This window comes from Xanthocytophaga agilis (assembly GCF_030068605.1).
Lineage (GTDB): Bacteria > Bacteroidota > Bacteroidia > Cytophagales > 172606-1 > Xanthocytophaga > Xanthocytophaga agilis.
In genome coordinates, this window is the sequence record NZ_JASJOU010000007.1 from 14149 (window position 1) to 40139 (window position 25991).

Here is a 25991-nt window from a genome sequence, read left to right on the forward strand (position 1 = left end):
CCTATGGATCGTATTCCTATTCTTCAGATGGGCAAGTTTTTATTAGTCACCATTCAGGTAGACTTATATGACCGCCTTGCCTTAAATCTGGAAACAGATCTTGCCCAAATGGTATATAAAACAGGCGCTAGAGGGGTTCTTATAGATATTTCCGCATTATCTATTGTTGATTCCTTTATGGGAAGAATCATAGGTAACATTGGCACGATGAGCAAAATAATGGATGCAGAAACCGTTTTGGTAGGTATGCAGCCAGCTGTAGCCATTACCTTAGTAGAGTTAGGGTTGGAACTGAAAGGTGTAAGCACTGCACTGAATGTAGAAAAAGGTATGCTACTATTAAGAAACAAAATAGATTCCTTCTCAGAAACCGATATAGAAGAACAGGATGATAGTAGTGCTGAATAAAGATAGCCTACTTGTTGGAAAAGAACAGGACGTAGTTCCTTTTCTCAGCCGGGTAAAAGAGTATGCGACTAAAATAAGCATGGGCCTTGTTAACCAAACCAAGCTGGTCACTGCTTGTTCTGAGCTGGCACGAAATATGTTAAAATACGCAGGTGGTGGCTCTACTCTTATTGAAATAATTAGCAAAGGCAGAGAAAATGGAATCCGTGTAACCTTTACTGATAAAGGACCTGGAATTGAAGATATTCAGAAAGCAATGGAAGACGGCTTCTCTACTGGCAAGAGTCTCGGACTGGGTTTACCTGGTGCGAAAAGGCTAGCCAGCGAATTTGACATTAAAAGTACAGTTGGCGAAGGCACCACTGTCATGATTATAAAATGGAAGAATGGTTAACGATATACATCTCAGATTAAATGCTTCTGAGAGAAGTTATTTTGCTATTTTAAAAAGGGAAGTAGCTCTTCTGGCAACCTCTGCCAACTTTTCCCCAAAACGGTTAGCTGAGATTGATATTGTGGTAGCGGAGATGGTTTCCAACCTGGTTAAACATGCAAATGGAGGAGAAATACTAGTAAAACTTATTGAGGAAAAAGGGGTACAAGGTATAGAAATCATTTGTATTGATAACGGGCCGGGTATATCTGATGTTAGAAACATGATGAAGGATGGAGTCTCTTCTACCAATACGTTAGGTAATGGTTTAGGTGCGATTCAACGACTTTCCAATTTTTTTCAAATCTATACACACAAAGGGTGGGGAACCATTCTTCTCTCCAGAATCTTTGCAAAAGAACTTCCTGTCTCCCGAGTTAGCAACCCAATAGAAATTCGTTCACTGGTAGTCCCCAAACCAGGTGAAACAGAGTGTGGAGACAATTTCTCAGTCAAACAAACCCAAGAACACATCAAACTATTTCTTGGAGATGGATTAGGTCATGGTAAGGATGCCGCTATTGCTGTAAATACAGCTATTGACGCATTTAACCTGTGTGAATCTGACAGTCCTGTTGAAAATATTCGCTTTATTCATAATTCAGTAAAAAAAACCAGAGGATTGGTTGGCACTATTGCTATATTCAGCCTCAAGAATAAACAATGGAAAATTTGTGGAGTGGGCAACATTAGTACACGAATGTTTAGTTCGGCTATAGATAAGACTCTTACTTCCTATAATGGCATTGTAGGATTAAACATACCTAAAACTATGAATGATCATCTGATTGAGTATATTCCTGGTCAGTTGATCATGATGTGCAGTGATGGGATAAAATCAAAATGGGATGTACTGAAGCTTCCGGGTATTATGCGTAATGACTTGTCATTACTCAATGCTGCCTTGTTCAAAGACTTTACCCGAAATACAGATGATTCATCGATTGCAAGTTGTAAAATAAGCCTATGAGAATGCAGGAATTAACAAGAGTCACACTCCAGAATGAAATGGATCTTATCCTGGCCCATAAACGTAGTATGCGGCTTGCAGAACTGGCGGGTCTCTCTCTTTCTGCCCAAACTACCTTTGCAACTGCTGTATCTGAAGTAGCCCGCAATACAATTGATCGTGGAAAGAATGGCCGTCTCATACTCATTGTAAATCCGGACCAACGAGAAAAATATATTATCGCTAAAATTACAGACGAGGAATCGCAGACAAAACACTACGAAGGTCTTACCTATGCACGACGTCTGGTAAATAAATACAATATCTCTTTTGATAGTAAAGAAACAGCCATCGAGCTTTACTTTGAGATACCGATATCTACAAAACTGGATACACAAAAACTCGATGAATGGAAGAGAATTTTCCGGAATGAACCAGCAGTATCACCTTACGAAGAAATTAAGCGTAAAAATGAACAGCTACAGGACCTGGCTCAAAAACTAGAGGAAAGGGAGCAGCAATATAAGATGCTCACAAACGCCTTACCTATTATCATCTTTACACTAAACGAAAAAGGGGAGCTGATCTATGCCAATGAATGGCTAAAAAGATTTACAGGTAGCAGCCTTCAGCAGCTAAATACCACTCAGTGGAAGGACATTGTGCACCCGGACGATTACGATTCCTTTTCTGTTCTTATCAATAATCAGCAACTCTCCGCAACCAGAGCATCTGCCATTAAAACGCAATGTCGGCTAAGACATAGAAATGAAGATGACTACTACTGGCATATGGCATCCATCTCTCCTTTGAATGATGAGAATGGTAAATTACTGTACTGGATAGGTTATATTGTGGATATCAATGCACAGAAACTGGTTGAAGAAACCCTTAAAAACAATCATAAACTGAAAGAGACCCAGCGACAATTAAATGAGAATCAGATTGTACTGGAAACAAATATAAAAGAGCTAAACAGAAGCAATCAGGAATTACAACAATTTGCCTATGTGGCTTCTCATGACTTACAGGAACCGATTCGTAAAATCAGTTTTTATAGTGGGTATCTTCTGGATAAGTACAAGGATGTACTGGATGAAACAGGTTTAAGCTTTCTGACAATTATGTTGTCTGCATCCAAGCGGATGCGTAAGCTTATCAACGACTTACTAGCCTATTCCCGTGTAGAGCGTCAGCAATTGCAGTTCAAACCCGTAAGTCTTACTCAAATAGCACAGGAAGTAGTTAAAGATCTGGAGTTGCTCATAGCTGAAAAAAATGCCACTATACAGGTAGATGAACTGGCAACTGTCGATGCGGATGAGGGACAGATGCATCAGTTGTTTGAAAACCTGATCGGTAATGCCATTAAATATGCCAAGGATGATGTTCCTTCGGTCATACATATCAACTGTAAACCTATTGACGATCAGCTACAGATTCAGGTAAAAGATAATGGGATTGGATTTGATGAAAAATATCTACCCCAAATGTTTGCCCTGTTTCAACGACTTCATTCCTCTGAGAAATATGAAGGAACAGGTCTGGGACTTGCAATTTGCCAAAAAATTGTAAGCCTGCACAATGGCAAAATTACAGCACAAAGTCAGGAAGGAGAAGGAGCTACATTTATTGTAACACTACCTATATCACATTCACCTGCATTCAGTCCGGAGAAAGATTGGCTCGCCAATGGATTGCCTGAATATAAACCTGCTCATAAATAAACACTACAGACATCTCTCCAGACTTGCCTGTATTCATACCTTATAAAAAGCAAACCTAAGGCAGATAAAAAACAGAAATTTGTCACGATATCCTTTCCTCGGGAAAGGAAAAGGTATTTTTCTCAAGAAGATGACCGGATCCTTTTGAAGGATAAATAAAGGTATTGTCTCAGAATATGTATGTAATGCAAAAGCTGGTTGAGTTACATCGTTCCAATGATGTGCGATACTAATATATCACTGATTTATTAATCGTTGAGATTATCTGTAAAATGAGAGGTTATACTTTCTGGAAATAAAGGCAGACTTACTAATTATAAGATTGTAAGTCTGCCTGTGTTCTTTGATTTTCAGACTATCTGATTTTTATGCTATTATTTGTCCATATGCCATTTATTACCCGCATGATAGACAGCGTATTCTCATTTCTTAATTCTACAGGCAAAAAGGCATCCGGGCAATCCTGATAGCTTACCGGACGCACAAACCGGTAGATAGCATCAGTACCTACGGATGTAAATCGGGAGTCTGTAGTAGACGGAAAAGGTCCGCCATGCTGCATGGATTTACAGACTTCTACTCCTGTGGGAACACCATTATAAATCAGTCGGCCACAACGCTGTATCAACAATTCAGCGATATCTGTGTAGTTGCCTAGTTCCTGTTCTGTTCCGAATAAAGTAGCTGTCAGTTGTCCTTTCAGACTGGTAATTACAGCACTCAGCTCCTCTTTGCTTTTACACTTCACAATCAGGGAATAAGGACCAAATACCTCCTCTTTTAATACAGAATTATCAATAAAATCAGATGCTGAAACAGTTGCAATCGCAGGAGTACCAGTAATATCATCTTCCTGCACCGAAACAACAGTCGCCAATGTTGTAATTCCGTCCTGTGATAAAGCTTCTTTCTTTCTGGTTTTGTAACTGGAAGCGATTCCTGTATGCAACATCTTTCCACCTGAACCTGCCAGAATTGTGGTAGACAATCCATCCAGAAACTCATCGAGCCCAGACTCTTCCAGCACCAGTATCAATCCAGGGTTTGTGCAGAATTGCCCAACTCCAAGCATAATAGAAGATGCCAGTGTAGCAGGCAGGTCTTTTTTGGTCTGCAGCACTTCAGGTAACACAACTACAGGATTGATACTTCCCATCTCAGCAAAGAATGGGATAGGTTCTTCCCGCTGATTAGCCAAATCAAACAATGCTTTACCACCTGTATAAGAGCCAGTAAAGGCAGCTGCTTTGGTAACAGGGTGTAAGATTAACGATTGCCCAGCCTGTATACTATGATCTGCTACATGTTGAAACACATGTTCGGGGACGTTGGATTGTGCAATGGCTTTGTTGATAGCTCCCGCTACCAGCAAAGAAGTGCGTGGATGGCCAGGGTGACTCTTTACTACAACAGAACAGCCCGCAGCTAATGCAGAAGCCGTATCACCACCAGCAGTAGAAAACGCCAGCGGAAAATTACTTGCACCAAAGACAACTACGGGTCCTACAGGTTGCATCATTTTACGCAAATCAGGTTTGGCGACAGGTTTTCTGTCAGGATCACCCGTGTCAATACTAGCTTGTACCCAATCTCCAGCCTCAAGCAACTTTGCAAATGCCAGAAGCTGTCCCGTTGTGCGGCCCCTCTCTCCAGTCAATCGTGCCAGCGGTAGATTCGACTCTTCCATAGCGGTCTGGATCAATGTGTCTCCCAGCGCCTCTATCTGAGCAACAATAGCTTTTAGAAAAGCTGCTTTATCGGATGCACTACATTTGCGGTATGCAAGAAAAGCTTCCTGTGCCTGCTGCATTACCAAATCAATATCTTCTGCTATCTGTATCATTCCGGTTTCAGTAATTAGGGTGTATAGGTTCGGTTATAACCAATCGAATAGTAAGGTTTTAGAGGTTGTCTAAAATTAGTATTAAAAAAGCAAATAGATCAGATTTTGTAGCGAGCTAAGTTATTTATCTATAAGTCAATCGCAACATAGCCAGCGGCTATGTCTTCAATATGGGCGAAATCGCGGCCTAAAATCTGCCTTTGAAGCTTTCAATCCCTAAGCTCGTGTTCTCACCAACTTACATGAGGGGAAACAACTCGTTGGTGAGAACACCAACGATGGGAAGAAGGCACAGCACATATATTTTTAGTTTTTATAGAACTTGTATCAAAATCTGCCTTTGAAGCCTTTAAGAATAATTTTAGACTACCTCTTAAAACAAATATCTTCTTTTTGGTGATGATAATCTTTACAGATATTAGCTACCACTAATACTATATTGATCACACTCTTTCATATAACAGAAAAAACACATTAATTTAGTATATATGAAAGTCGTAGCCTTTAAGATACCTAAAACCCACAGAGAAGCTGTTCGTTTGCAAATAGACGACATGCCTCATTTGTATGATAAGCTGCATCAGCATCCTGAAATACAAATTGCTCTGATTGAAGAAAGCGAAGGCACCCTCATTGCTGGGGATTATGTAGGAAGGTTCTCGCCAGGAGACATTGTAGTCATTGGCTCCAATCTTCCTCACGTCTTTAAAAATGATCCGGAATATTATGATTCACCCACTGGAGCGAAGGCACGTATGATCTCTGTGTTCTTCGATGAAGACTCTTGGGGCAAGGAATTCTGGTACCTGGCAGAAACGCAACACATCCGCGAATTTCTGAAATATACGAAACGTGGCTTCCTGCTTCACTCACCATTACAGGAGAAGGCGGCTGTATTTTTACATCAGCTATTGTGCAGCAAAGATATCGAGCGCCTGATTTATTTCTTTCAGCTATTGTCTCTGCTCAGTCAGGAAAGAAAACATATGCAAAGTCTTTCACTACATGAACTGAACTATGACATTAAGCGAGGAGAAGAAAAGCGGATGAGTAATATTATTCAGTTTACGCTGAATGAGTATGGGCGACCGATCACTCTGGAAGAGGTAGCCTCTATTGCCAATATGACAAAAGAGGCCTTCTGCCGTTATTTTAAAGAGCGAACACGCAAAACCTATGTATCCTTTCTGAATGAAATCCGGATCAGCAATGCCTGTCGCCTACTGATGGACCCTCAGAAAACAAAGGCATCCATTGCCTGCGAAGTAGGTTTTAGTAATTTGTCTCACTTTAACCGGATATTTCGAAAGGTAATGGGCCAGACACCTACAGATTATCAGACAAACTTTTAATGAAATAGCAATCTGCCTGCTACTGTTTAGGTGTGATCTGAAAGCTTTTCTCGCTTTTCTGATTCAGAATTGCCTCTATTTCATATAAACCAGATCGGTTTGCCATGAATAATCGTACTTTATCTCCTGACTTACCAGCGGCCAGGAGTTCTTTTAACATAGTAGTAGCCGTCTTTCCATTCTCATCTATTGCTTAGAGGTTATACATATAGACAGATAAACTTCAAGCATTTACACGTTCTTTCTGTTTCTTATTCATGACCAGATAGTAAACCGGTATACCCAACAAAATGATAGCCAATCCGGGTAAGGTAAAGCTGGTCTCAACAATCAGTAACAATACAGCCAAACCTGTTGCCACCAGTATGTATACAGCAGGCAGTACAGGATAGCCGAAAGCCTTATAGGAACGAGGGACATCTGGCTGTTTTTTACGTAAAATGTAAATACCCAGGATGGTCAGCACATAAAAAATAAGTACCCCAAAAATTACCAATGCCAGCAAGTCATTATATTTTCCTGTCAGACATAACAAAGAAGCCCAGATACATTGCAGCCACAGACTATATTCAGGTACCTGGTGTTTATTGAGTGTCCCTGCCTTCGCAAAAAACAACCGATCTTTTGCCATTGTATAATAAACCCTTGCTCCTGCCAGAATCAATCCATTGTTGCATCCAAAGGTGGAGATCATAATCATGACGGCAATGATAATAGTACCTTTCGCACCAAAGATATGTTCGGCAGCTACCACCCCAATCCGATCACTTTTAGCAAAAGCAATTTCCTGCATAGGCACCACAGCCAGATACATGATATTCGTTAGTACATAGACAATAGTTACGATTACTGTACCCAGAAAGAGGCTTAACCCAATATTTCGCTGAGGATTTTTTACTTCTCCCGCAATAAAAGTGATGTTGTGCCAGGAGTCACTGGAAAACAAGGTTCCTTTCATGGCAATGGCTATTACACCCAGCGATGCCACACCTGTTACAGCAGATTGGATCATCTCTCCATTGGTCAACGTCAGTTCAGAGAGCTTCCATGCATTCTGCCAGTTGGCATTCCAAACCTCAGCATCAGCTCCCCAGATAAAGCCGAAAACAATCAACCCAAACAATGAAATAAGTTTTACCATTGTTAGAAAGGTCTGTATGAATACACCATTTTTTACCCCTTTACTATTTAAAAAGGTAAGCAATACAATAACTCCAATAGATGTTAGCTGTGCCGCTGTAATATGTAATCCTCCCAGTTCTATCAGATGATTGTCTTCACTTACTACCGGAATCAGATAGGAAGTAAACTTGGCAAAAGCCACTCCAACTGCAGCAATAGTCCCTGTTTGAATTACTGTAAAAAATGCCCATCCATATAAAAAGCCAACCAGTGGATTATACGCTTCCTTCAAATAAATATATTGCCCGCCAGCCTTGGGAAACATAGCCGAAAGTTCACCATAACTTAGTGCGGCAATGATGGTAACAACTCCGGCAAGCACCCACATGGCAATCAAATAGCCAGCCCCTCCCACATTACGAGCAATTTCGCTGCTAACAATAAAAATCCCGGAACCAATCATGGAGCCTGCTACAATCATAGTAGCATCCAACAGGTCTAATCTGGGCTTAAACCCGTTTTCTAATGGTTTTTCTTTCATATATGTGGTAAGTTTAAGTTGCTTGTTTGTGTTATTCATTGATATCATCTTTGGGTTCCTGATGTAGAAGATGATGAATAAAGAAATTCCAGCGTTTGTGATCAACATAACGGGAATAAGCCTCCGGATAGCCATGATGAGCACTGGGTATGATCAACAGGTCAAAGTTTTTATTTGCCTTGATTAACGCTTCACTCAGCTTGAACGTAGCAGACGGGTTCACATTTTCATCAATACCTCCATGAATCAGCAACAGTTTCCCTTTTAAACGGGGTGCCATAGTCACATTGGATTGCAGATGATAAGCGGAGTCTACAGGCCAGCCCATATACATTTCAGGCCACCAGTCTTTCTCCATCCGGTGGTCATGGTCTGCCGATTGTGAAACAGCTACTTTATAACATTCCGGAAACTGCATCAAGGCATGGGCAGCATCATATCCACCGGCAGAATGACCAAAAATGCCAACCCGTGATGTATCGACCCATTTGTATCGCTGCCCTAACTGCTGAATAGCCAGCACATGATCTGCCAGCCCATACCCCAGCTTGCGATATGACCAGTTATGAAAGGCCTTGGAACGTCCGGCAGAACCCAGTCCATCAACAGACATGACAATAAAGCCCATTTCTGCCAGTGGCTGGTTCCAGGTAAATACAGCTTTCTTAAAGCTATTGGGAAATACATTGGTTTGAGGACCTGTATAGCTATAATCAATAATAGGATATTGAGTCTTTTTGTTAAAATGGGTAGGCTTCCACATGGCTCCATAAATCGGGGTTTTTCCATCCCGGGCTACCGCTTCAAACACCTCCGGAAAATACCAGCCGGTAGCCAGCAAATCTTTGATATCTGCACTATCTATTCTAGACAACAAATTGCCTGTATGTAAATCCCGCAATACAGAAACAGTTGGTTGAGTAGCAGAGGAATAGTTATCTACAAAAAAGTTTTTCTCTGGTGACAGTACTACTTCATGGTGGGCTATTTCGGGTGTAAGCAGCTTGAGGTTGTTGCCATCAAAACTTATCTGATATAAAAAGTCAAAATAAGGATTGGCACCTTTCTCTTTGCCTGCAGCCGTAAAGTAGATTAGCTTTTGTTTTTCATCTACTTCAACAATCTGTTTTACCACAAACGCCCCATTAGTCAATGCACTGAGTTTGCCTGTTGTCCAATCCAGCTTATAGAGTTGATTCCATCCAGTGCGTTCAGAAGTAAGCAAAGCAAATCCATGCTCTTCCAGCAAGCGAAAATCCATACCCTCCACAAAGGTCTCATTGATCTCTGCCCACATCAGAGTCACTTTACCTGTAGCAGGATCAACTTTTATTACATCCATCTGTTTATACCCCCGATGGTGATACAAACCATACAGGTAATCCCCTTTCTGACTCCACCTCAGCGAGTTCCAGATAAAATAAGGCAATGGAGGAACAGCAACCTTAGCCATCTTCCTGGTTGCGACATCAAAGACTACCGGAATCATGTGAACGATATTGGTATCACCCGGAGAGCCACGGTAATACGACAACACCCGAGGTCGATACAGGGAATCAACCGACCAATCCAACAGATGCATTTTCCGGGCATTGCGGACATCCAGAATCTGCGTCATGATTTTCTTACTATCAGGTGACCAGGATGCTGTTAAATGTACAGGACGCGCCTGACATTCGCCTACCAGAATGTCATCCCAGGACAGATATTCACCATAGGCATAATTATCATATCCGTCTTTTGTGAGTGCAATAGGTTCACCACCTTTTGTAGACTGGAGATACATATTATGGTCTTTGGTAAATGTGACCCAGTTGCCATCAGGCGATGTTATTCTGTTTTCTTCTCTGGAGGTTTTTGGAGTAGCAGGAGCAGAAACAATCTGATAGGTTTGCAAGTCTGCCTCATACCGCCTGGATTCAACCTGAAAAATAATCTGAGTAGCAGACTTCCATTCCAGATCTCTGATTGACAAACTTTGTGCTGTTATCGTTTTGCCTGTTATACCAGCTAATCCCTGAGCCAGCTTCTGGTGATCAAATGCCAGTGTACGCTGATATCCGGGAATACTTACTTTGTAATACTGCTCTCCTTCACGGGTATTAGTCTGATACCAGAAGCCTGATCCATCGGTCAACCAATGGGGTTGCACTTCCAGATGGAAAATCTTTTTACTGATGTTTTTACGATAAAAACTTTCTGCACGTGTATAGTCTGCTTTAGTTATCTGGCATGTAGCCGAACTACCAGCTAGCAGGCCATACAAACCAGCAAGTGATAAAATAAAATTCTTCACTGATTAGGATTGATAAGTGGTTGTTAGAGTCATTACAAAAATGCTGAGAGATGAAATCAAAACTCCTGACATTTCACTGATAATCAAGACATGGTTTATTCTTCCTGCCTTTCTCAAAAGGTTCTGGTTTTCTCAAGCCCTGTGATTCGCTATAAATTTCACATTTCAGTGATTCGTACTCTTGTATAATTTCATATAGCTTTATCAAAAGTAAGTTTCAATTCAGAAAAGTTGTGACACTAAAATTAACAAACCCTAATGCAATATTGATAAATAGAACAATCACCAACATATTAGCCCATAAAATCAAGAAAAGACAATCACTTAATTTTACAAAGCTGAAATTTTACAAAATTTTCAACTGACACACCCAATAAAAACCTCCTAAAAACAAGTAATTACCATAGTATCAACAGAAACATATCTCTCTGACTTTTAAACAGATACATTATTTAATTCAACTATTCGATTAGTAATTCTTACGTATAGGCCACTAACTACCCTATCTCTGGAAAATAATAATTCACTCACGTTACTGCTGGCAGGCCCACTTTGTACTTTTTTGATGTAAGTATGTATGCAGATTAAGCATAAAATAGGCGGAGATAATAACAAAACATTTATAGGCTTAAAAAGGAACCATTCTTAGTAAAGAATACTTATCTTTCTGGTGGTTACCTAATAAGTCCAGACATAACTAAGCTATGATATAAATGATTTCTATTTGTTTGATACAACCTTCTGTTTATTAGATTAATCCTAGTGAGGTAAAATAGGATATCAGAGATAATCAAATAGGATAATTTATTTATTACAACGGAATAATACAATAAAATACAATTTATAGTTCTTATTTTTGCTACGTTATCAAGGACCATACATTTTCTACGTAATGAGGTTATGAAAAAGAGTCGTTCTTCAGAAAAATCACCTGACGTTGTATTGATCGGCGCCGGGATTATGAGTGCCACACTAGGCGTATTACTTAAAGAGTTACAACCTAATTTAACTATTGAGATATTTGAGAGGTTGGATGTGGCGGCGGCAGAAAGTTCCGATGCATGGAACAATGCAGGGACGGGACATTCTGCGTTTTGCGAATTAAATTATACACCAGAACTTCCGGATGGATCTGTTGAGATCATAAAAGCAATTAAGATTGCTGAGTCTTTTGAAGTGTCCAAGCAGTTCTGGGCTTATCTGGTTGAAAAAAACTTTCTTCGTTCTGCACCTGAATTTATACGCACTATCCCACATATGAGCTTTGTATGGGGCCAGGATAACGTTAATTACCTCAAAAAACGCTACGACGCACTACAAACCAATCACCTGTTTAAGGGAATGGAATATACTGAAGATCCTCAGCTAATCGAGGAATGGATTCCATTAGCCATGGAAGGTCGTGACCGCTCACAAAAAGTGGCAGCTACCCGGATGGAGATCGGTACAGATGTAAACTTCGGAGCTCTGACACGTTGTATGTTTGAGCAGTTGCAAAAGATGGACGGAGTAAACATGCACTTCAACCATGATGTAAAAGACCTGGATCGTGATAGCGATGGAAGTTGGAAAGTGAAGGTAAAAGATCTGGGTACTGGTCAGAAGAGAACGTTAAAGACTAAGTTTGTATTCATTGGTGCAGGAGGTGGTACATTGCATCTTCTGGAAAAATCAGATATTCCGGAAGGAAAAGGATTCGGAGGTTTCCCTGTGAGTGGACAGTGGCTTAAATGTACCAATCCGGAGATTATTAAGAAACATCATGCCAAAGTATATGGGAAAGCAGCCGTAGGTTCACCTCCTATGTCCGTTCCTCACCTGGATACCCGTATGATTGATGGCAAACAGGCGTTGTTGTTTGGACCCTATGCAGGTTTCTCAACCAAGTTCCTGAAAAACGGTTCATACTTCGATTTGCCACGTTCTATCCGGATCAATAACATCCGTCCAATGCTGGCTGCCGGAATTCATAATATCCCTCTTACCAAGTATTTGATTGATCAGGTACGCCAGTCGCCGGAAGATCGTCTGGAAGCGCTGAAAGAATACTTCCCTGAAGCCAAAATGGAAGACTGGGAACTGGAAATTGCCGGACAACGTGTACAGGTAATTAAGAAAGATGAAAAGAAAGGTGGCGTACTGGAATTCGGAACCGAAATGGTAAGTGCCGCTGACGGAAGTCTTGCAGCACTGCTGGGTGCCTCTCCAGGAGCCTCTACTACAGTATCTATCATGCTTACGATGCTTCAACGTTGTTTCAAACAACAGATCATGAGCGAAGAATGGCAGACTAAGCTGAAACAAATGATTCCATCCTATGGCCTTTCATTGGCAAAAGATGAAGAACTTGCTGAAAGTATTCGGGCTCAAACCAGTGAAGTACTGGATTTAAACAATCCTGAAACTGTAATTAGCTAAATAAGCTATATAGAATATATTTTATTTAAATCAGAGCCTACGCTTTTTCAAAAGTGTAGGCTCTGGTGTTTATAGAGTACCTCTTGTTTTATTCTATCAGATTCCTCTCTTCCAGAAAGTAGCATCTCCCCTTTTTATCCTTCTGGAAAAATTATTTATTTTCTTTCTATCTTACTGCAAGGTCTATTCCCTTTTTCCTCATGAAAAGTCTTTTTCTTATTTATTTTATTGTCCTTCTGAAAGAAACTCGTGACAAATAGAGCTGCGTTCGGTTTCTGAAAAACACATTCTAATGGGAAAGGCCGCCGGTCTTGCCACGAGTTCCTTACAGGAGGACAAAAGGGGAGGAATCGACTGAGAGGAAAGATTCTTTCAGAAAGACAAAAAAGAAGGTGCTTTTCACAGGAGCAAAAAAGGAATGTTCCATTCAGAAGAACAATGAAGAATAAGAATTCCTTTCTTGAGGATAACAAAGTGTAACTACAAAATCCGTTTCTCGGCCAAAAACAACATATGGGTAACCGGAAAATCCAAAGGTTTTAACCCATCAGTAGTTTTGCTGAATAGTTCTGCCTTGCCTGTGAATCTGTTTTTCACAATCCAATCATTTTGATAAGCATGGGATTGAGGAAGAATGGAAAAGCCCGCTTTACTCATTTCCTTTTCCCAGTCAGCATAAGTCCAGAAACAAAACTTCTCATGCATTTCACTTTGCCAGTTGTCAGTATAGTCTTTCTTAAGCAAAAACTCCATAGCATTACGGAGAGACAACTGCAGATTGCTTTTATGTTCTTCAGTCGACAAAAGTTCATAGTGTAAGGCTTCATTCTCTTTATGACGGAAATCTCTGGCAAAACGTAAAAACCGGGCATAGGTAGACAAGCCCTGCAGATAAGCGGATAACTCATCCCGGTTTGTAATCTCTCTTTCCCAATCATCGTTTCGTCCATCTTCTTTTGTAAGGACAAGAACCACTTCCTCATCCGGATTGTCAGGGCCTACTACATCCCGATTGATCCAGATACCGCCAGTAGCCAGTTCTTCATAGCGGTTTCGGATAAATGTAAGCAGGTCTTCTCTGCTGCCATAGGATTCGATTTCATGTGTAAGGGAAGAGGTGTTAATAGTATGCATGGAGTTCTTCTCATAGACCAATCCTGTAACAGCGTTTTTCTGGGCAAAAAATACGAACGGGTTGCCAAACTCTCCATTGTGCTTTCGTTGCTGGCAAATATCAAACAGATGACGGGCCACTTCAATGCCATAAAAATCGGATTCATGCAGCAGGTCCTGCTGGCAAGCCAGTCGTATCCATGAACCTACTGCACACCCAATATCGCCAATTCGGCCAGGCCGGATATAGGGTGCAGTCTCTTTAAACTTTAATTCTGCAATGTCATCCATCTGCCGTACATAGCTGTTATAGTCACGAGTGGTGGTAATATCGCCATCATCACTGATGATCCGATCCCGAAACAACATCTGCACCTTCTCCCCTAGTTTATATTTCTTCCAAAGTGAATAAGATGCCGGATGCATGTGCTCCAATACATACCGATCTGTCAGCCACGCATCCCCAGCCTTCGCAATATATTCTACCAGATCCCACGGCAGCCCTGTTACAAACTGCTGGGTCTGGCGATCTAACAACTCAGCAGGCAAGACTCTGAAATCGAGTTTCTCATACATATTCATCACAGGTGTTGAGCATACGACTACTGTATTTTGTGGAGTGAGATCAAACATTCCATCGCTTTCATGTCGGATCCGTTTGATGGTATAATCTGCAAAGTTTTCCAATACGCCTACTTCGTCTATTCCATACATATAGGCAGGCACAGGCAAATCATCTGAAAAATCTTCCAGTTGCAATACCCGCAAATGAAAAGGCAATGGATTGCGTCGGGTGTGGCTGTGATTGGCTGAGGTTACCGCAAAGATGATGGCATCAATAGGTCCAAAGTCGTTTCCCAGAAGCTGCCCATTGGCATCCGTTTCCTGAGACAGTCCTGCCTGAATAATTCTGTATAGATAATTAAACTGAAAGTTGGTGAGTAGCTGGTGACGGCCAGGAAAAAGTAAATACATAGCAGACAGAGGGATTGAGTAAATGAATCTGCGGAAATATTACTAGCTATTGGTTAAAAAAACAATCGTTTTGAGGAAAAGGTGGATAAGTAAGGATGTAAGTTAGTAGAACGTAACTACTAGTTCGAACGTCCGTTCAAAACAGTCAGCTTAAGGCAACCACTCAGAACACACCCCATTTTGTCCTCCTGAAAGGAACTCGTGGCAAGACCGGCGGCCTTTCCCATTAGAATGTGTTTTTCAGAAACCGAACGCAGCTCTATTTGTCATGAGTTTCTTTCAGAAGGACAATAAAATAAATAAGAATGAATAGAGAAACTTGCTTAAGTTGACAACATTGAACGGATTCTGCGTTCAAATTAGGTCCGAACGGACGTTCGAACCAGTAGGTGCTCACTTTCACTGAAAAAAGAGTATTTTAGCCACTGACATTCCATTATAACCAGTCAAAGTCATGAAAAAATTGCTTCTCTTCCTTTTTATCCTTCTTTATGCAGTTCCTTTTTCCAGCCAGGCGCAAAAGAAGAGCAAAACTACTCAAGCTACTTCTACCGGAAAGTACCAGGCTAACTGGGCTTCGATAGACAGTCGGCCTATTCCTACCTGGTTTGAAGATGCCAAGTTTGGGATTTTTATTCACTGGGGATTGTTTTCAGTTCCATCCTGGGGACCCACTCCGAAAGATGGAGCCAGCATTTATGACTGTTATTCCGAATGGTACTGGTACCGGCTTACTGATCCCAACTCGAAAGTGAATCCATTGTTTGTAAAGTACCACACCAGTACCTATGGCAAAGATTTCCGGTATCAGGATTTTGTTAAAGATTTCAAAGCTGAATTTTTCAAACCTGACGACTGGGCCAGCGTGATTCAGGACGCAGGAGCCAAGTATGTGGTGCTTACCTCCAAACACCATGAAGGCTTTACCCTATGGCCTAGTGCGCAGGCATGGAACTGGAATGCAGTGGATGTAGGCCCTCACCGTGATCTGGCAGGAGATCTGATCAAATCTGTAAAAAGCAAAGGACTGCGAATGGGTTATTATTACTCATTGTATGAATGGTTTAATCCTCTTTATAAGGCAGATGTGAATCGGTATGTAGATGAACACATGCTGCCTCAGTTAAAAGATCTGGTAACCCGTTATAATCCGGATATTGTATGGACAGATGGGGAATGGGACCATCCCAGTGAAACCTGGAAAAGCACTGAGTTTCTGGCTTGGCTATACAACGACTCCCCGGTAAAAAACGATGTAGTAGTTAATGACCGATGGGGCAAAGAAACCCGAAGCAAACATGGGGGCATCTATACAACGGAATATGATCTGGTACATGAGAAGGCGCAAACAGAAGGCTCTCTACCCCGTTACTGGGAAGAATGCCGGGGTATTGGGAGTTCGTTTGGCTATAACCGTAATGAAAATCTGGAAGACTACTCATCAGCGGAACAACTGGTGCATATACTGATCGATAAGGTATCTCGTGGTGGCAGTCTGCTGCTGAACATTGGCCCTACTGCCGATGGCCGCATTCCGGTAATTATGCAACAACGACTCAAAGAAATGGGCCAGTGGCTTAAGGTGAATGGAGAGGCTATCTATGGAACCCGTATGTGGACGGCTGCTCCTGCCAAAAAGATCCCGGATGTATTCTTTACAGCAAAAGGCAAGGACGTATATGTAATCTGTACCAAATGGCCTGAAAACGGTATCGAACTGGAAGGAGTTGCGCTGCCTTCCAAGATTACGATGTTGGGATACACAGGTCCGGTCAAGGCAGCGTTCCAGAATAATAAACTGATGCTTACTCCTCCGGTTGTTTCTCCGGCAACGGTTCCCTGTGACTATGCCTGGACATTTAAATTGGAAAATGCGGTAAAATAGTCAAAGCTTTGTACAGGAATTATTTTTTATCTTTTAGAGATGGTTTAACGCATTTATAAAACAGTGTAGACCACCTCTTCAAACTTTGTGAATACATTAATCCAGAAAACAGCGTTATGCATTGGTTCCAGAAAACGATAAAACTCCCTGTATACAAAAGAGGCTTTCATTTGATTACCAATATAGTACTTCGCGAACTTCCCGAAATACAACAGATTCGTACAGGGTTGTTGCATGTGTTTATCCAGCATACTTCTGCCAGCCTGACCATCAACGAGAATGCAGATTCTACTGTACGATCAGACTTTGAAGCGCACTTTAACCGTGCCGTTCCGGAAGATGCACCTTACCAGCATGACTATGAAGGTCCAGACGATATGCCAGCACATATCAAGGCATCTATGTTAGGTAGCTCGGTCTCTATCCCTATCACGGATGGGCGGTTAAATCTCGGGACATGGCAGGGGATTTACTTATGCGAGCATCGGGATGAAGCAACTCCACGTAAACTGGTAATTACTGTGTATGGAGTGTAACTGCATTTAAAGAGTGTTCAAAAGATCCTTTAAAGTATAAAGTCCTTATCTAACAAGATAAGGACTTTATAAATACGCAACTTCTATAGTTCATTAGTTTTCGTATTTCTAGAACATTTCTACAAACCTCAAAATACTGCTCTGCAAAACATGCCCTTGCATTGGAAACAGGGGCTTAGCACTTTGTAGCATATACAGAATCCACCAAAATATGAAAATTTGTGGTAGGTAATAGGTATATTACCAAACTATATACGCTACTTTTGGATTCTTACTCTGATACAAGACCTTATAATCTTTGCTCTCTATGAACTTTACTTCAGAAGGTAAACTTTGATAACGTTCATACTCTTTACCTTCCACTTGATAAGTGAAGCGAATTGCTTCGTTTATAGAAACTTCTTCAACCATTGTGGTCCAAGTAACAGCAAAATCCTTTTTGTCTAAAATAGCTGGTTTATCGAACAGCATGATAGATTCATCTGCATTTGATGAATCGTACAGAACCTCATATTGCTCACCTGTCTCCAAACTAACTGCAGGCTTGGAAGTAACACGAGTATAAGGCTTTCCATTAACGAAGTAGGTATATTTTATGTTACTACCTTTTATGGAAACCTTTGCTGTCGTTCGCTTACCATACTTGATTAGCCAATCGTGTGCGTTACCTTGCTCTCGAATGGAATAGATAAATAAAGAGATTAAAAAAAAGCTTATTAAATAAATCGTGGTGTTTCTTCTCATATTTCGCTTTTTATTATTTTATAGCGTCTTTCGCTTGTTCTCCAGTGTACGATGAGGTTGCACCAGCCGCCATATTTACCGCAGTTTCTCTGGCTTTCATTTCACTTTCAGCAGCGACTTTTTTTGCCTGTTGTTTTACATAGCTTTTACCACCAATAGGTACTTTTCTCATAGCTTTAGCAGCGGCGGTTATTTCCTTGTTCAAGATATGATTTACAGCTTTACCTGCTTGTTTGCCAGCAAATCCACCACCTGGACCACCTACAACATCCACGACAGCGTTTTTTAAATCTTTCTTTTTACCAACAACTCCACCTACAGTTTCCACCTGTATCCCTTTTTTATCTTTATCATACTTGACATCTACACTTGCTTTTATTATCTCAGGAGCCAAAGCTTTGCCCAATTGCACGGCCTTGGCAATTCGAGTTGACGCAGCGGCTACTTGGACTCCGCCATTTAATCCTGATGTTAAGGCACCTACCGCACCGGCCACCGCTATATCTGCCAAATCTACATCAGTAATAGCTTCTTTCAAACCCTTACCAAGAGCAAAATTAACTATCACTTGTGTGCCATACTCGATAGCCACTGCCTGCAAGGCACCTGTGATTGGATTTCCTGTTTTCCCATCTGGATCATTATGTCTTATAGGGTCACAGTATACATAATGATAAGGCGACCATGACTCTTGATCTTCTTCTTCAGAGGCAGGATCAATCACATGCCATCTACCTAATTGCGCATCATACATTCTGGCTCCATAATCCATCCAGTTCAATCCAAACTCTTCCTGCTTTTCCTTCCCATTGTACTGAAACTTATGATTAGGATTCCCCTGCACTTCAATCCCTGCCAGATTCAATCCCCATGGATCATAATGATTCTCCTGTACAATAATAGGTGGCTCCTGTGTCAGGGTCAAATCATCAAAATAAGCAGATACCCTGGATGAAGAGTTAACCACACTTACTTCTACGATCTGCTCTTCCTTAGGCTGATAGACCAGTTCCAACTTCTCCCAACTACCAATGGCTGACTTACTTAATTTCTGTGTCTGTAAAGATAAAACTTTTCCTGAACTGTCTCTGGCAATTATCTGTAGATACGCTTCTGGCAGTTCAGTCTGTTTTTTTCCAAACTTCAAGGGCAGTGCCAGTCCTGCTTTTAAGGCCAGCTTTTTGTGTACTTTGCCATCGGCTACCGTTGGCTCTTGCCCAATAATGGGAACAGGTATCCAGTTGATGCGTCTGGTTTGTTTTTCTTCCACATACCCATACACACTGGCCCAGAGTGTTTCTCCTGCCTGTAGCTTTACGGTTTTGCCAGGTCCGGTTTTGGCTAGCAGTCTGGCTGCATAGCGTCCACTGTGAGCGGGTCCTGCCACACGACTCAGACTCACTTTCTGGAAAGCCGCTTCTTCCTCAACAGCCATAGTAGGTTCCATTGTCAAACGAGCCGAGGAGGTCTGGCTTCGTTGCTGACGGTATGCTACCCGCAAATTACCCAGATGATCTTTGTAATGGTACTCGTAGGCAAGTTGTCCACTTTGTGGATCTGTAATCACCCGTCCTTCTTCATGGGCAATAAAGCTCAACGCATTCGATGTTCCTTTCACTGGATCGGTTTCAAATACATTCTCTCCATCATAATCGGTCAGAGCAGATTGCTGGGTAGTCACATTCAAGGCTTTCTTTCGCCACTTGCGACCTGTCGCGTCATAGGTATAACTAATCTGAAAAGGAATGGTTGTAGTTCCTACTTTCTGACTACCAATTACTGTTTCTACTAGTCCCAGATAGTTATAGGTAATTGAAGTAATGCCTTTGTTAAGATCTTTGATCAAACTTCCTTCCGCATCATAATCATAATCAACGCCTGTACTTAGATTACGAAAATCACCTACGCCATCCGGAATAGCACTTGTCACGGCATCACTGACCGACTGTAGTCTGTTTCCATTATTCAGATAGGTGTAACTCAGTTTGTCAATCACATTGCCACTTACATTTGTTCCACTAGTAGATCCAAAAGTAGGAAAGATCAGTTTGCCCCCTGTCATGCCATTTCGGGTCAGCGCCTCAATATTGCCGTTTTTGTCATACTTCATACCTGACAGTGAATAATTCTCTCCACTGTATTTGCCACCTGAATAAGCTGCTGCCACAAGTCGATTAGCCGCATCATAGCTGTAATCATACACCCGGTTGGGACGATTACGTACACTGTGACTGATCCAGCTTTGTTTGCTGATATTGCCATTGTAGCTTTCTCCATCCTCCTGGTAATTGAGCCTCATGCCAAACAAATCATTTTCATTGGCATTGAGTGCTCCCTGATTGACACTTGTCAGCCAATTGCGGATATTATAGGTATAATCTATCTTCTGCAAAGCCGTGGTTGTACCTGTGGTAGGAGCCATGGGCTCTGCACTATAGATTGTTCCTGACCCAGCAATGACAAACCCTTTTTTAAAGGTAATCTTTCCAGCCCTGTCTTCGACAATTCCTTCCAGCAGTGCATCACGCACAAGCTGAGACGTAGACTGGGTGGCTTCAATGGTATTATAGGTTCCTGGCTGGATATTTTTGCGCACCAGTCTGCCCAACTCATCATACTCATAGGTTGCCAAGGTCAATGCTTGAGGAGTAGTGCTACCTTGTCCAATGGCATGATTGGTCTGAACCTTGTGCCCCATCTCATCATAGCTATATTCAGTCACTACGGTATAGGAAGGCTTGCCATCATTGTACTGACTTATTACTTTTTTACTCATCACCTCTCCCACAAAGTTGAGCGTTAAGTCTGTTCGGGTCTGTCCGCCAAAGGGATTTTGAGAATAGGTCTGCACCGGACGGTTTTTCTCGTCATAGTACGTAACACTGGTTAACATCTGATTTCCAAACTCAGTTTGTTCCAGCAACCGAGCCATTGAACCGGTAGCCAGGCCGCGGGCAGATTGTTGTATCAAACTGTTGAAGGAGGTAAAAGCCATTGAAGCAGGGACTGTCCAACTGTAGTCATCATAGTAGTTAACTAAATTCACCTGTGTATCTGTTACAGAAGGATAGGCATTATTGGTATAGCCAAACACAGAACCTGTACGAGATTCAAATGGGGTACTGCTCGCAGCCGCAGATCGCAGATCGGTAAGTGCACTGGTAAGTGTCATTTCGCCCGAAAGTACAACACGACTGAAGACATCGTATTTGGTAAAAGTCCATTTATTGGTTGCTGCCTGGCGGGCAGTCTGAGTCAGAACAGGTAGATCCACTTTGTTGTAAATGATCTGTGTCCAGCCACCACCCGGTACCAGCTTTTCAATTACTCTCCCTCTATCATCATAATGATACGCAAATAAAAGTTCACTGTCAACGGCTTCGCTCAAACTCACGGCGGCTGTTGTTATCTCCACTTTGGTAGCATAGAGTTTAGGCGGAATGACAAATACCAGTTGATCCAGATCATTGTACACATAGGAAGTGACCATCCAGGTAGGAGCTGAAGCAGTACCTCCATCCTGTACATTTTTCTGAACAACCTTCCCTTCCTTGTCTTTATACTCAATGACCAGATGCTGATTTTCATCCATAATCTGGGTTTTGAATAATTCTCCACCAGCATAAAAGCCTGCAGAAGCCAGTGAAGCCGTGTTGATACCGCTGGCAGCGGAAGCCGTCCACAAACGCACATTGTCACTGGAAGCAGAGACCAGATACTGTGTCTTTACTGGTCTGTCGGCTGTCCGCCAGGCATCCCCTGCCCCATACTGGCTAAGTACCCGATTGAGAGGAGACGCCTCATAGACAGGTTGTACAAAAGCATTAGTTTCTCCATAAAAGCTAACGGCCTGTGCAGGTTGATCGCTAACCAGTTCTCCGGTAGCAGTTGTAACCGGAGTAGGCAAGTAGGTACGATCCGTCCGGCCAAAGGCATCATAAGTTATCGAAGTAACCACATCTCTTTTAGATACTGACTGCCCTGGTCTGGGCAATGCCCCCTGGTATTGCACCGATTGGATAGGTCGTCCTAGTCCATCCACATAGTCAATAGTAGTGACCGCTTGTGTACCATTGGCTCCTCGAAAGGTGCTTGACTGCACATAGTTCTGAGAAGAACTTGGCGTCTGTGCCCATAATGGTAGGTTGCCAGCTAGCGTAGTCAGAAAGAACAATGCCAGGCATTGAAAATGATTTCGCATATAGTGTTAGATAGAAGATTCGTATGTATGGATATGTCCGATCTAGCCCTCGATCTGAAAAAATCTATTTTCCAGATCGAGGAGATTATCGGATTATAGTACTAGTTTAGTTACAACTCACTCTTTGTAATGATACTGATAGGATTTGAGCAGGTTTCCTGGCTGATTATTCACTCGATCTCTCACTGTCTGCAAACGTTGAAAAGCATCATACTCATAATAGGTTGTTACCCCATTGGGATCAGTCACCGACGTCACACCTACCAGCGGATTATAGGTATAGATGGAAATGAGTGCATTTGTCATACTGGAATGAGTACGAAGGGTGGTTAAGGTAGCACGAATCGCTGCTTCATCACTAAGTGCATTGAGCTGGGCTTCACTAACTCCCTGAGCCGCTAAAGCAGTGAGTACTTCGCTGTAGGTAGCATTCTTGATTTCAGCAATAGGATAGGTTTTATTATATCCCCACAGATATACACTATTAATATCTCCATCTTTGGCCTGTTCAAGCAAATTGCCACTGGCATCATAGCCATTGAAATGGACTTTCGCTTCGAGTGGTCCTGTTCCTAACTGTTGTTCAATCAGGGAAGGCTGTATCAGCTTGCTATCTGAAAACCAATCGGTATAGGTAATACGGGTACGGCTAACCGGGTTACCATTGATTGTTTTGCTAGCCTCTATCACAGAAGCTGTCATATTACGATTGACCATTTTCTGATAAATGGATTCTGTCGCAGCTTTCTCATGTGGATACTGGAATGTTTCTACAATGGTTTGCTGTTTACTATTAGTAGAGGTTTTCTGTGTTAAATTCAGATGGGAAGGACTTTGATAGTCAAAATTTTCTACAATAGTATTTTCATTACCCTGATCGTCAATTGTTTTTTTCTCACTTGAGGTCAAAAACATATAACCACTCTCTATTGGGTAAGTAAAGAAAACAAAATCCGCTGATACAGCACCAGGCGTTTGCGTTAAACAACCACTGTGGCTGTATCTCATCTGAAATTTAGTGTTTGAAAACGAAGTTTGACGATTGAGCACATAGTTGTTCTTTACCTTAGTAATAGGTTTAAAAACATCATTTTCGACTTTGCCACTTTGCTCCTCCAGCAAAAGTCCTGACCTCCATGCATTGGATACGAAAAACTGACCTAATGCATTAAATTCAGCAGGAATAGCAAGTGACTGATCCGGTTCTACCGAAAACTGAGAAACCTGTTTTCCATTTTTACCACCATTTTCCGAAACCTGATATTTAGTGACATAGTCATATACTACAGGACTACCACTCATCTGTGAAATAGGAATTAGATTAGAAGACTGATAAGTTCGAGCAGGCGAGCTCGTAGAGTAATAATCACATAAGCTACTACATAATGCTCCATCTTGAGACCATTCACTTCCCGTTCTAAATTTAACATTAGCATAATTGATATAAATAGCGTAGCTGGTAGTAAGTAATTTACCAATACCATCTTCTTTCTGTCCGTACTTATACAAATCTTTATTAATAAAGTTACCATTATGATCATAATTGGTAATAGATGCAATCCGCAATCCACCTTCAGAGCGTATATCTTTCTGTTTTGTGTCTGAAACATACTGAATAGTAGCATTTACAGTAACAGCTTGAACTTGTGGAGTTGTAGGCCTGCTAGGATCTGTTGATACAGAGGCATGAATCTTATACGTATGTCCAGGTACCAATGGCCACAAAATAGGCCATTGACCAGAGCTAACTGTCTCCGAGGCGTTTGCATGGCCAATAGATTCAACTTCACCAGTTGTTACATCTTCAATTTTTATATAAGGACGCTCTACGATGCCAGTGACATTATAGGGTGAAAGATAATACTGAATGGTTGCATCTTTAGCATAGGGTTCATCTTCAGCAACAGTAAACTCTGTCATACTATAATTAACATTGCCTGGATGCCATCCTGAAGCACCTGCACTAAATGTCTTTTTTTCAACCTTTGGCTCTTCCATCTCAAACTGGTGGGGCTCAAATTCAAAGACAGTTTTTCCTCCTGTAGGATATTTAATTTCTTTAATCATACAAGCCTTCATCATAGTAGGATTGGACGATCTATTCGCGTTGCCAAACTTATAATACCTACCGCCTAGAACCGTCTCAGTAACAGGCATTAAGGTAACATTGTCAGTAGCACCATTATTAAATCCCCATCGGTCTTGACCATTATTATTCACTGGAGCCATTTGTGTGGTTTCATAGGTAAGTGTGTAAGCCTGTGGAGGAGTTGTCTGATCCGAACCATAAATTGTCACCTGATCAAGACGCAATCGATCATAATTGCGGAAAAAGTTAATAGGATCATCACTAGGTTTGGGATAAGAAAAATAAGTATGACTTAAAACTACCTTCTTAATCAGAGTATATCCTGTTGCTGTTTTTTGGAATACCTGTATCTCTTTTAATCTTGCAGCTAAGGAGAAATCAATTCTGTCACATTCATAGAGAAAATCTACTTTTCCAGTTTTGAATACTATCGAACTTACATTCAAAGCTTGAAAGCTGTATCTTTCCATTGAGGAAGTAATAGTATTAGGTTCACCATACATAAGCACTTCCTCCTTTGGATGGCAAGGTCCGGTTACCCGAGCTTTAGCCCCAATGGCTGTAGAATAATTGGTTGTATAATAGAATGACTGACCACAATCAGGTGTATATGAGAATGAGATTTCATCAACACCTGTTGCAGATGTAATTTTGGAAGCGTGCCAGGTACTTACATATGGAAGAATCTGCCTATTATATCCAGCAGCATAAGAATCTTGAGAAACTCTTTCTGTTTGGTCAAAAGTATAGCTTACACCTTGATTAGTTGTGATAAGAAAACCACCTTCTGTTCTTTTGGTAATCTTATTATCACTCAAAGGAATTTGAAAAATACTTTTATCTTTCTGAAACACAAATTTGCCACTACTACCTACTAAATTATAAGAAAACTGATCTGGCTCTATATCTCTATTTCCTCTGTAAACATCATAATACATTGTATAGTATTGATTAATAGTAGCTCCGTTATCTGTTAGATCAGGATTATTTAGAAAACCCCAACTATCCTCATCTGGCAATCCTACCATGTTACGGGAAACCTGAGGATCAGCAGAAAGAGACCATCCTAATCCTACGTTGGAGGCTACTTCATTGACCCTAAAGCCTGCACTATGGTAATTCAAGGAGATAGGCAGATTTATTCCACCCACGTTAATTTCAAAAATAGGAATACTTATATTGGGTACTCCAGTATGTAAGCTCACAGGGATATTACCAAACTTTCCTAAACTACCTGCATTAGGAGGTTGTGGGGCTATGGTTCTTATTCCTGTAGTATATTCTGGTGTCTGCGCCTGCAGTGTTCCAATACATGCACTCAATAATATAAAGTAGATTAAATACCGCATATGAGTAAAG

The 25991-nt window shown here is 41.4% G+C and carries 16 protein-coding genes; 8 read left to right on the plus strand and 8 right to left on the minus strand.

The window, feature by feature from the left end; translation table 11 throughout:
* The first annotated feature begins 3 nt into the window (after nt 1-3).
* Genes QNI22_RS19880 through QNI22_RS19895 form a run of 4 tightly spaced genes read left to right on the plus strand, consistent with a single transcriptional unit; the run spans nt 4 to nt 3517 of the window.
* Nucleotides 4-408: an STAS domain-containing protein gene (locus tag QNI22_RS19880; protein ID WP_313986602.1), complete on the plus strand. Its 405-nt coding sequence runs from the start codon at nt 4-6 to the stop codon at nt 406-408.
* Nucleotides 389-802 carry an anti-sigma regulatory factor gene (locus QNI22_RS19885; protein WP_313986599.1) on the plus strand — a complete coding sequence of 138 codons (414 nt, stop codon included), beginning with the start codon at nt 389-391 and terminating at the stop codon, nt 800-802. The genes QNI22_RS19880 and QNI22_RS19885 overlap by 20 nt, the downstream gene beginning before the upstream one ends.
* Complete coding sequence (locus tag QNI22_RS19890) at nt 795-1811, plus strand: ATP-binding SpoIIE family protein phosphatase (RefSeq protein WP_314513355.1); 1017 nt, start codon at nt 795-797, stop codon at nt 1809-1811. The genes QNI22_RS19885 and QNI22_RS19890 overlap by 8 nt, the downstream gene beginning before the upstream one ends.
* Nucleotides 1808-3517: a sensor histidine kinase gene (locus QNI22_RS19895; protein ID WP_314513357.1), complete on the plus strand. Its 1710-nt coding sequence runs from the start codon at nt 1808-1810 to the stop codon at nt 3515-3517. The genes QNI22_RS19890 and QNI22_RS19895 overlap by 4 nt, the downstream gene beginning before the upstream one ends.
* Before the next feature lie 355 nt (nt 3518-3872).
* Here QNI22_RS19895 and QNI22_RS19900 read toward each other — a convergent pair whose 3' ends face one another.
* Nucleotides 3873-5360, minus strand: a complete 1488-nt coding sequence (locus QNI22_RS19900) for an aldehyde dehydrogenase (NADP(+)) (protein ID WP_314513359.1) — start codon at nt 5358-5360, stop codon at nt 3873-3875.
* Nucleotides 5361-5848: 488 nt separating this feature from the next.
* On the opposite strand from QNI22_RS19900, the gene QNI22_RS19905 reads away from it, so the two are divergent.
* Complete coding sequence (locus tag QNI22_RS19905) at nt 5849-6712, plus strand: AraC family transcriptional regulator (RefSeq protein ID WP_313999090.1); 864 nt, start codon at nt 5849-5851, stop codon at nt 6710-6712.
* A gap of 19 nt (nt 6713-6731) precedes the next feature.
* Here QNI22_RS19905 and QNI22_RS19910 read toward each other — a convergent pair whose 3' ends face one another.
* From QNI22_RS19910 to QNI22_RS19920, 3 genes are all read right to left on the minus strand, one after another.
* Complete coding sequence (locus QNI22_RS19910) at nt 6732-6872, minus strand: hypothetical protein (RefSeq protein WP_314513361.1); 141 nt, start codon at nt 6870-6872, stop codon at nt 6732-6734.
* Nucleotides 6873-6935: 63 nt separating this feature from the next.
* Nucleotides 6936-8375, minus strand: coding sequence for an APC family permease (locus tag QNI22_RS19915; protein ID WP_314513363.1), 1440 nt, complete (start codon nt 8373-8375; stop codon nt 6936-6938).
* A gap of 31 nt (nt 8376-8406) precedes the next feature.
* The gene (locus QNI22_RS19920) at nt 8407-10671 is read right to left on the minus strand and encodes a S9 family peptidase (protein ID WP_314513365.1); all 2265 of its coding nucleotides are present in this window, start codon (nt 10669-10671) and stop codon (nt 8407-8409) included.
* Between the two features lie 900 nt (nt 10672-11571).
* Here QNI22_RS19920 and QNI22_RS19925 point away from each other — a divergent pair.
* Complete coding sequence (locus QNI22_RS19925) at nt 11572-13089, plus strand: malate:quinone oxidoreductase (protein WP_313986582.1); 1518 nt, start codon at nt 11572-11574, stop codon at nt 13087-13089.
* Between the two features lie 480 nt (nt 13090-13569).
* Here the strand turns inward: QNI22_RS19925 and QNI22_RS19930 are convergent, their stop codons facing one another.
* On the minus strand, nt 13570-15177 hold the full coding sequence (locus QNI22_RS19930; RefSeq protein ID WP_314513366.1) for a class I SAM-dependent methyltransferase: 1608 nt from the start codon (nt 15175-15177) through the stop codon (nt 13570-13572).
* A gap of 454 nt (nt 15178-15631) precedes the next feature.
* Here QNI22_RS19930 and QNI22_RS19935 point away from each other — a divergent pair, with 454 nt between their 5' ends.
* Together QNI22_RS19935 and QNI22_RS19940 are read left to right on the plus strand one after the other, a co-directional pair.
* Nucleotides 15632-17062: an alpha-L-fucosidase gene (locus QNI22_RS19935; RefSeq protein ID WP_314513367.1), complete on the plus strand. Its 1431-nt coding sequence runs from the start codon at nt 15632-15634 to the stop codon at nt 17060-17062.
* Between the two features lie 116 nt (nt 17063-17178).
* Nucleotides 17179-17598: a secondary thiamine-phosphate synthase enzyme YjbQ gene (locus QNI22_RS19940; RefSeq protein ID WP_314513369.1), complete on the plus strand. Its 420-nt coding sequence runs from the start codon at nt 17179-17181 to the stop codon at nt 17596-17598.
* A gap of 240 nt (nt 17599-17838) precedes the next feature.
* On the opposite strand, the gene QNI22_RS19945 is transcribed toward QNI22_RS19940, so the two are convergent.
* The 3 genes from QNI22_RS19945 to QNI22_RS19955 form a co-directional block, all read right to left on the minus strand.
* Nucleotides 17839-18342 carry a hypothetical protein gene (locus QNI22_RS19945; RefSeq protein WP_314513370.1) on the minus strand — a complete coding sequence of 168 codons (504 nt, stop codon included), beginning with the start codon at nt 18340-18342 and terminating at the stop codon, nt 17839-17841.
* Between the two features lie 13 nt (nt 18343-18355).
* Nucleotides 18356-22543 (minus strand): DUF6443 domain-containing protein, encoded by a 4188-nt coding sequence (locus QNI22_RS19950; protein WP_314513372.1) that lies wholly within the window; start codon nt 22541-22543, stop codon nt 18356-18358.
* Between the two features lie 117 nt (nt 22544-22660).
* Nucleotides 22661-25981: an RHS repeat domain-containing protein gene (locus QNI22_RS19955; RefSeq protein ID WP_314513374.1), complete on the minus strand. Its 3321-nt coding sequence runs from the start codon at nt 25979-25981 to the stop codon at nt 22661-22663.
* Between the last annotated feature and the right edge of the window lie 10 nt (nt 25982-25991).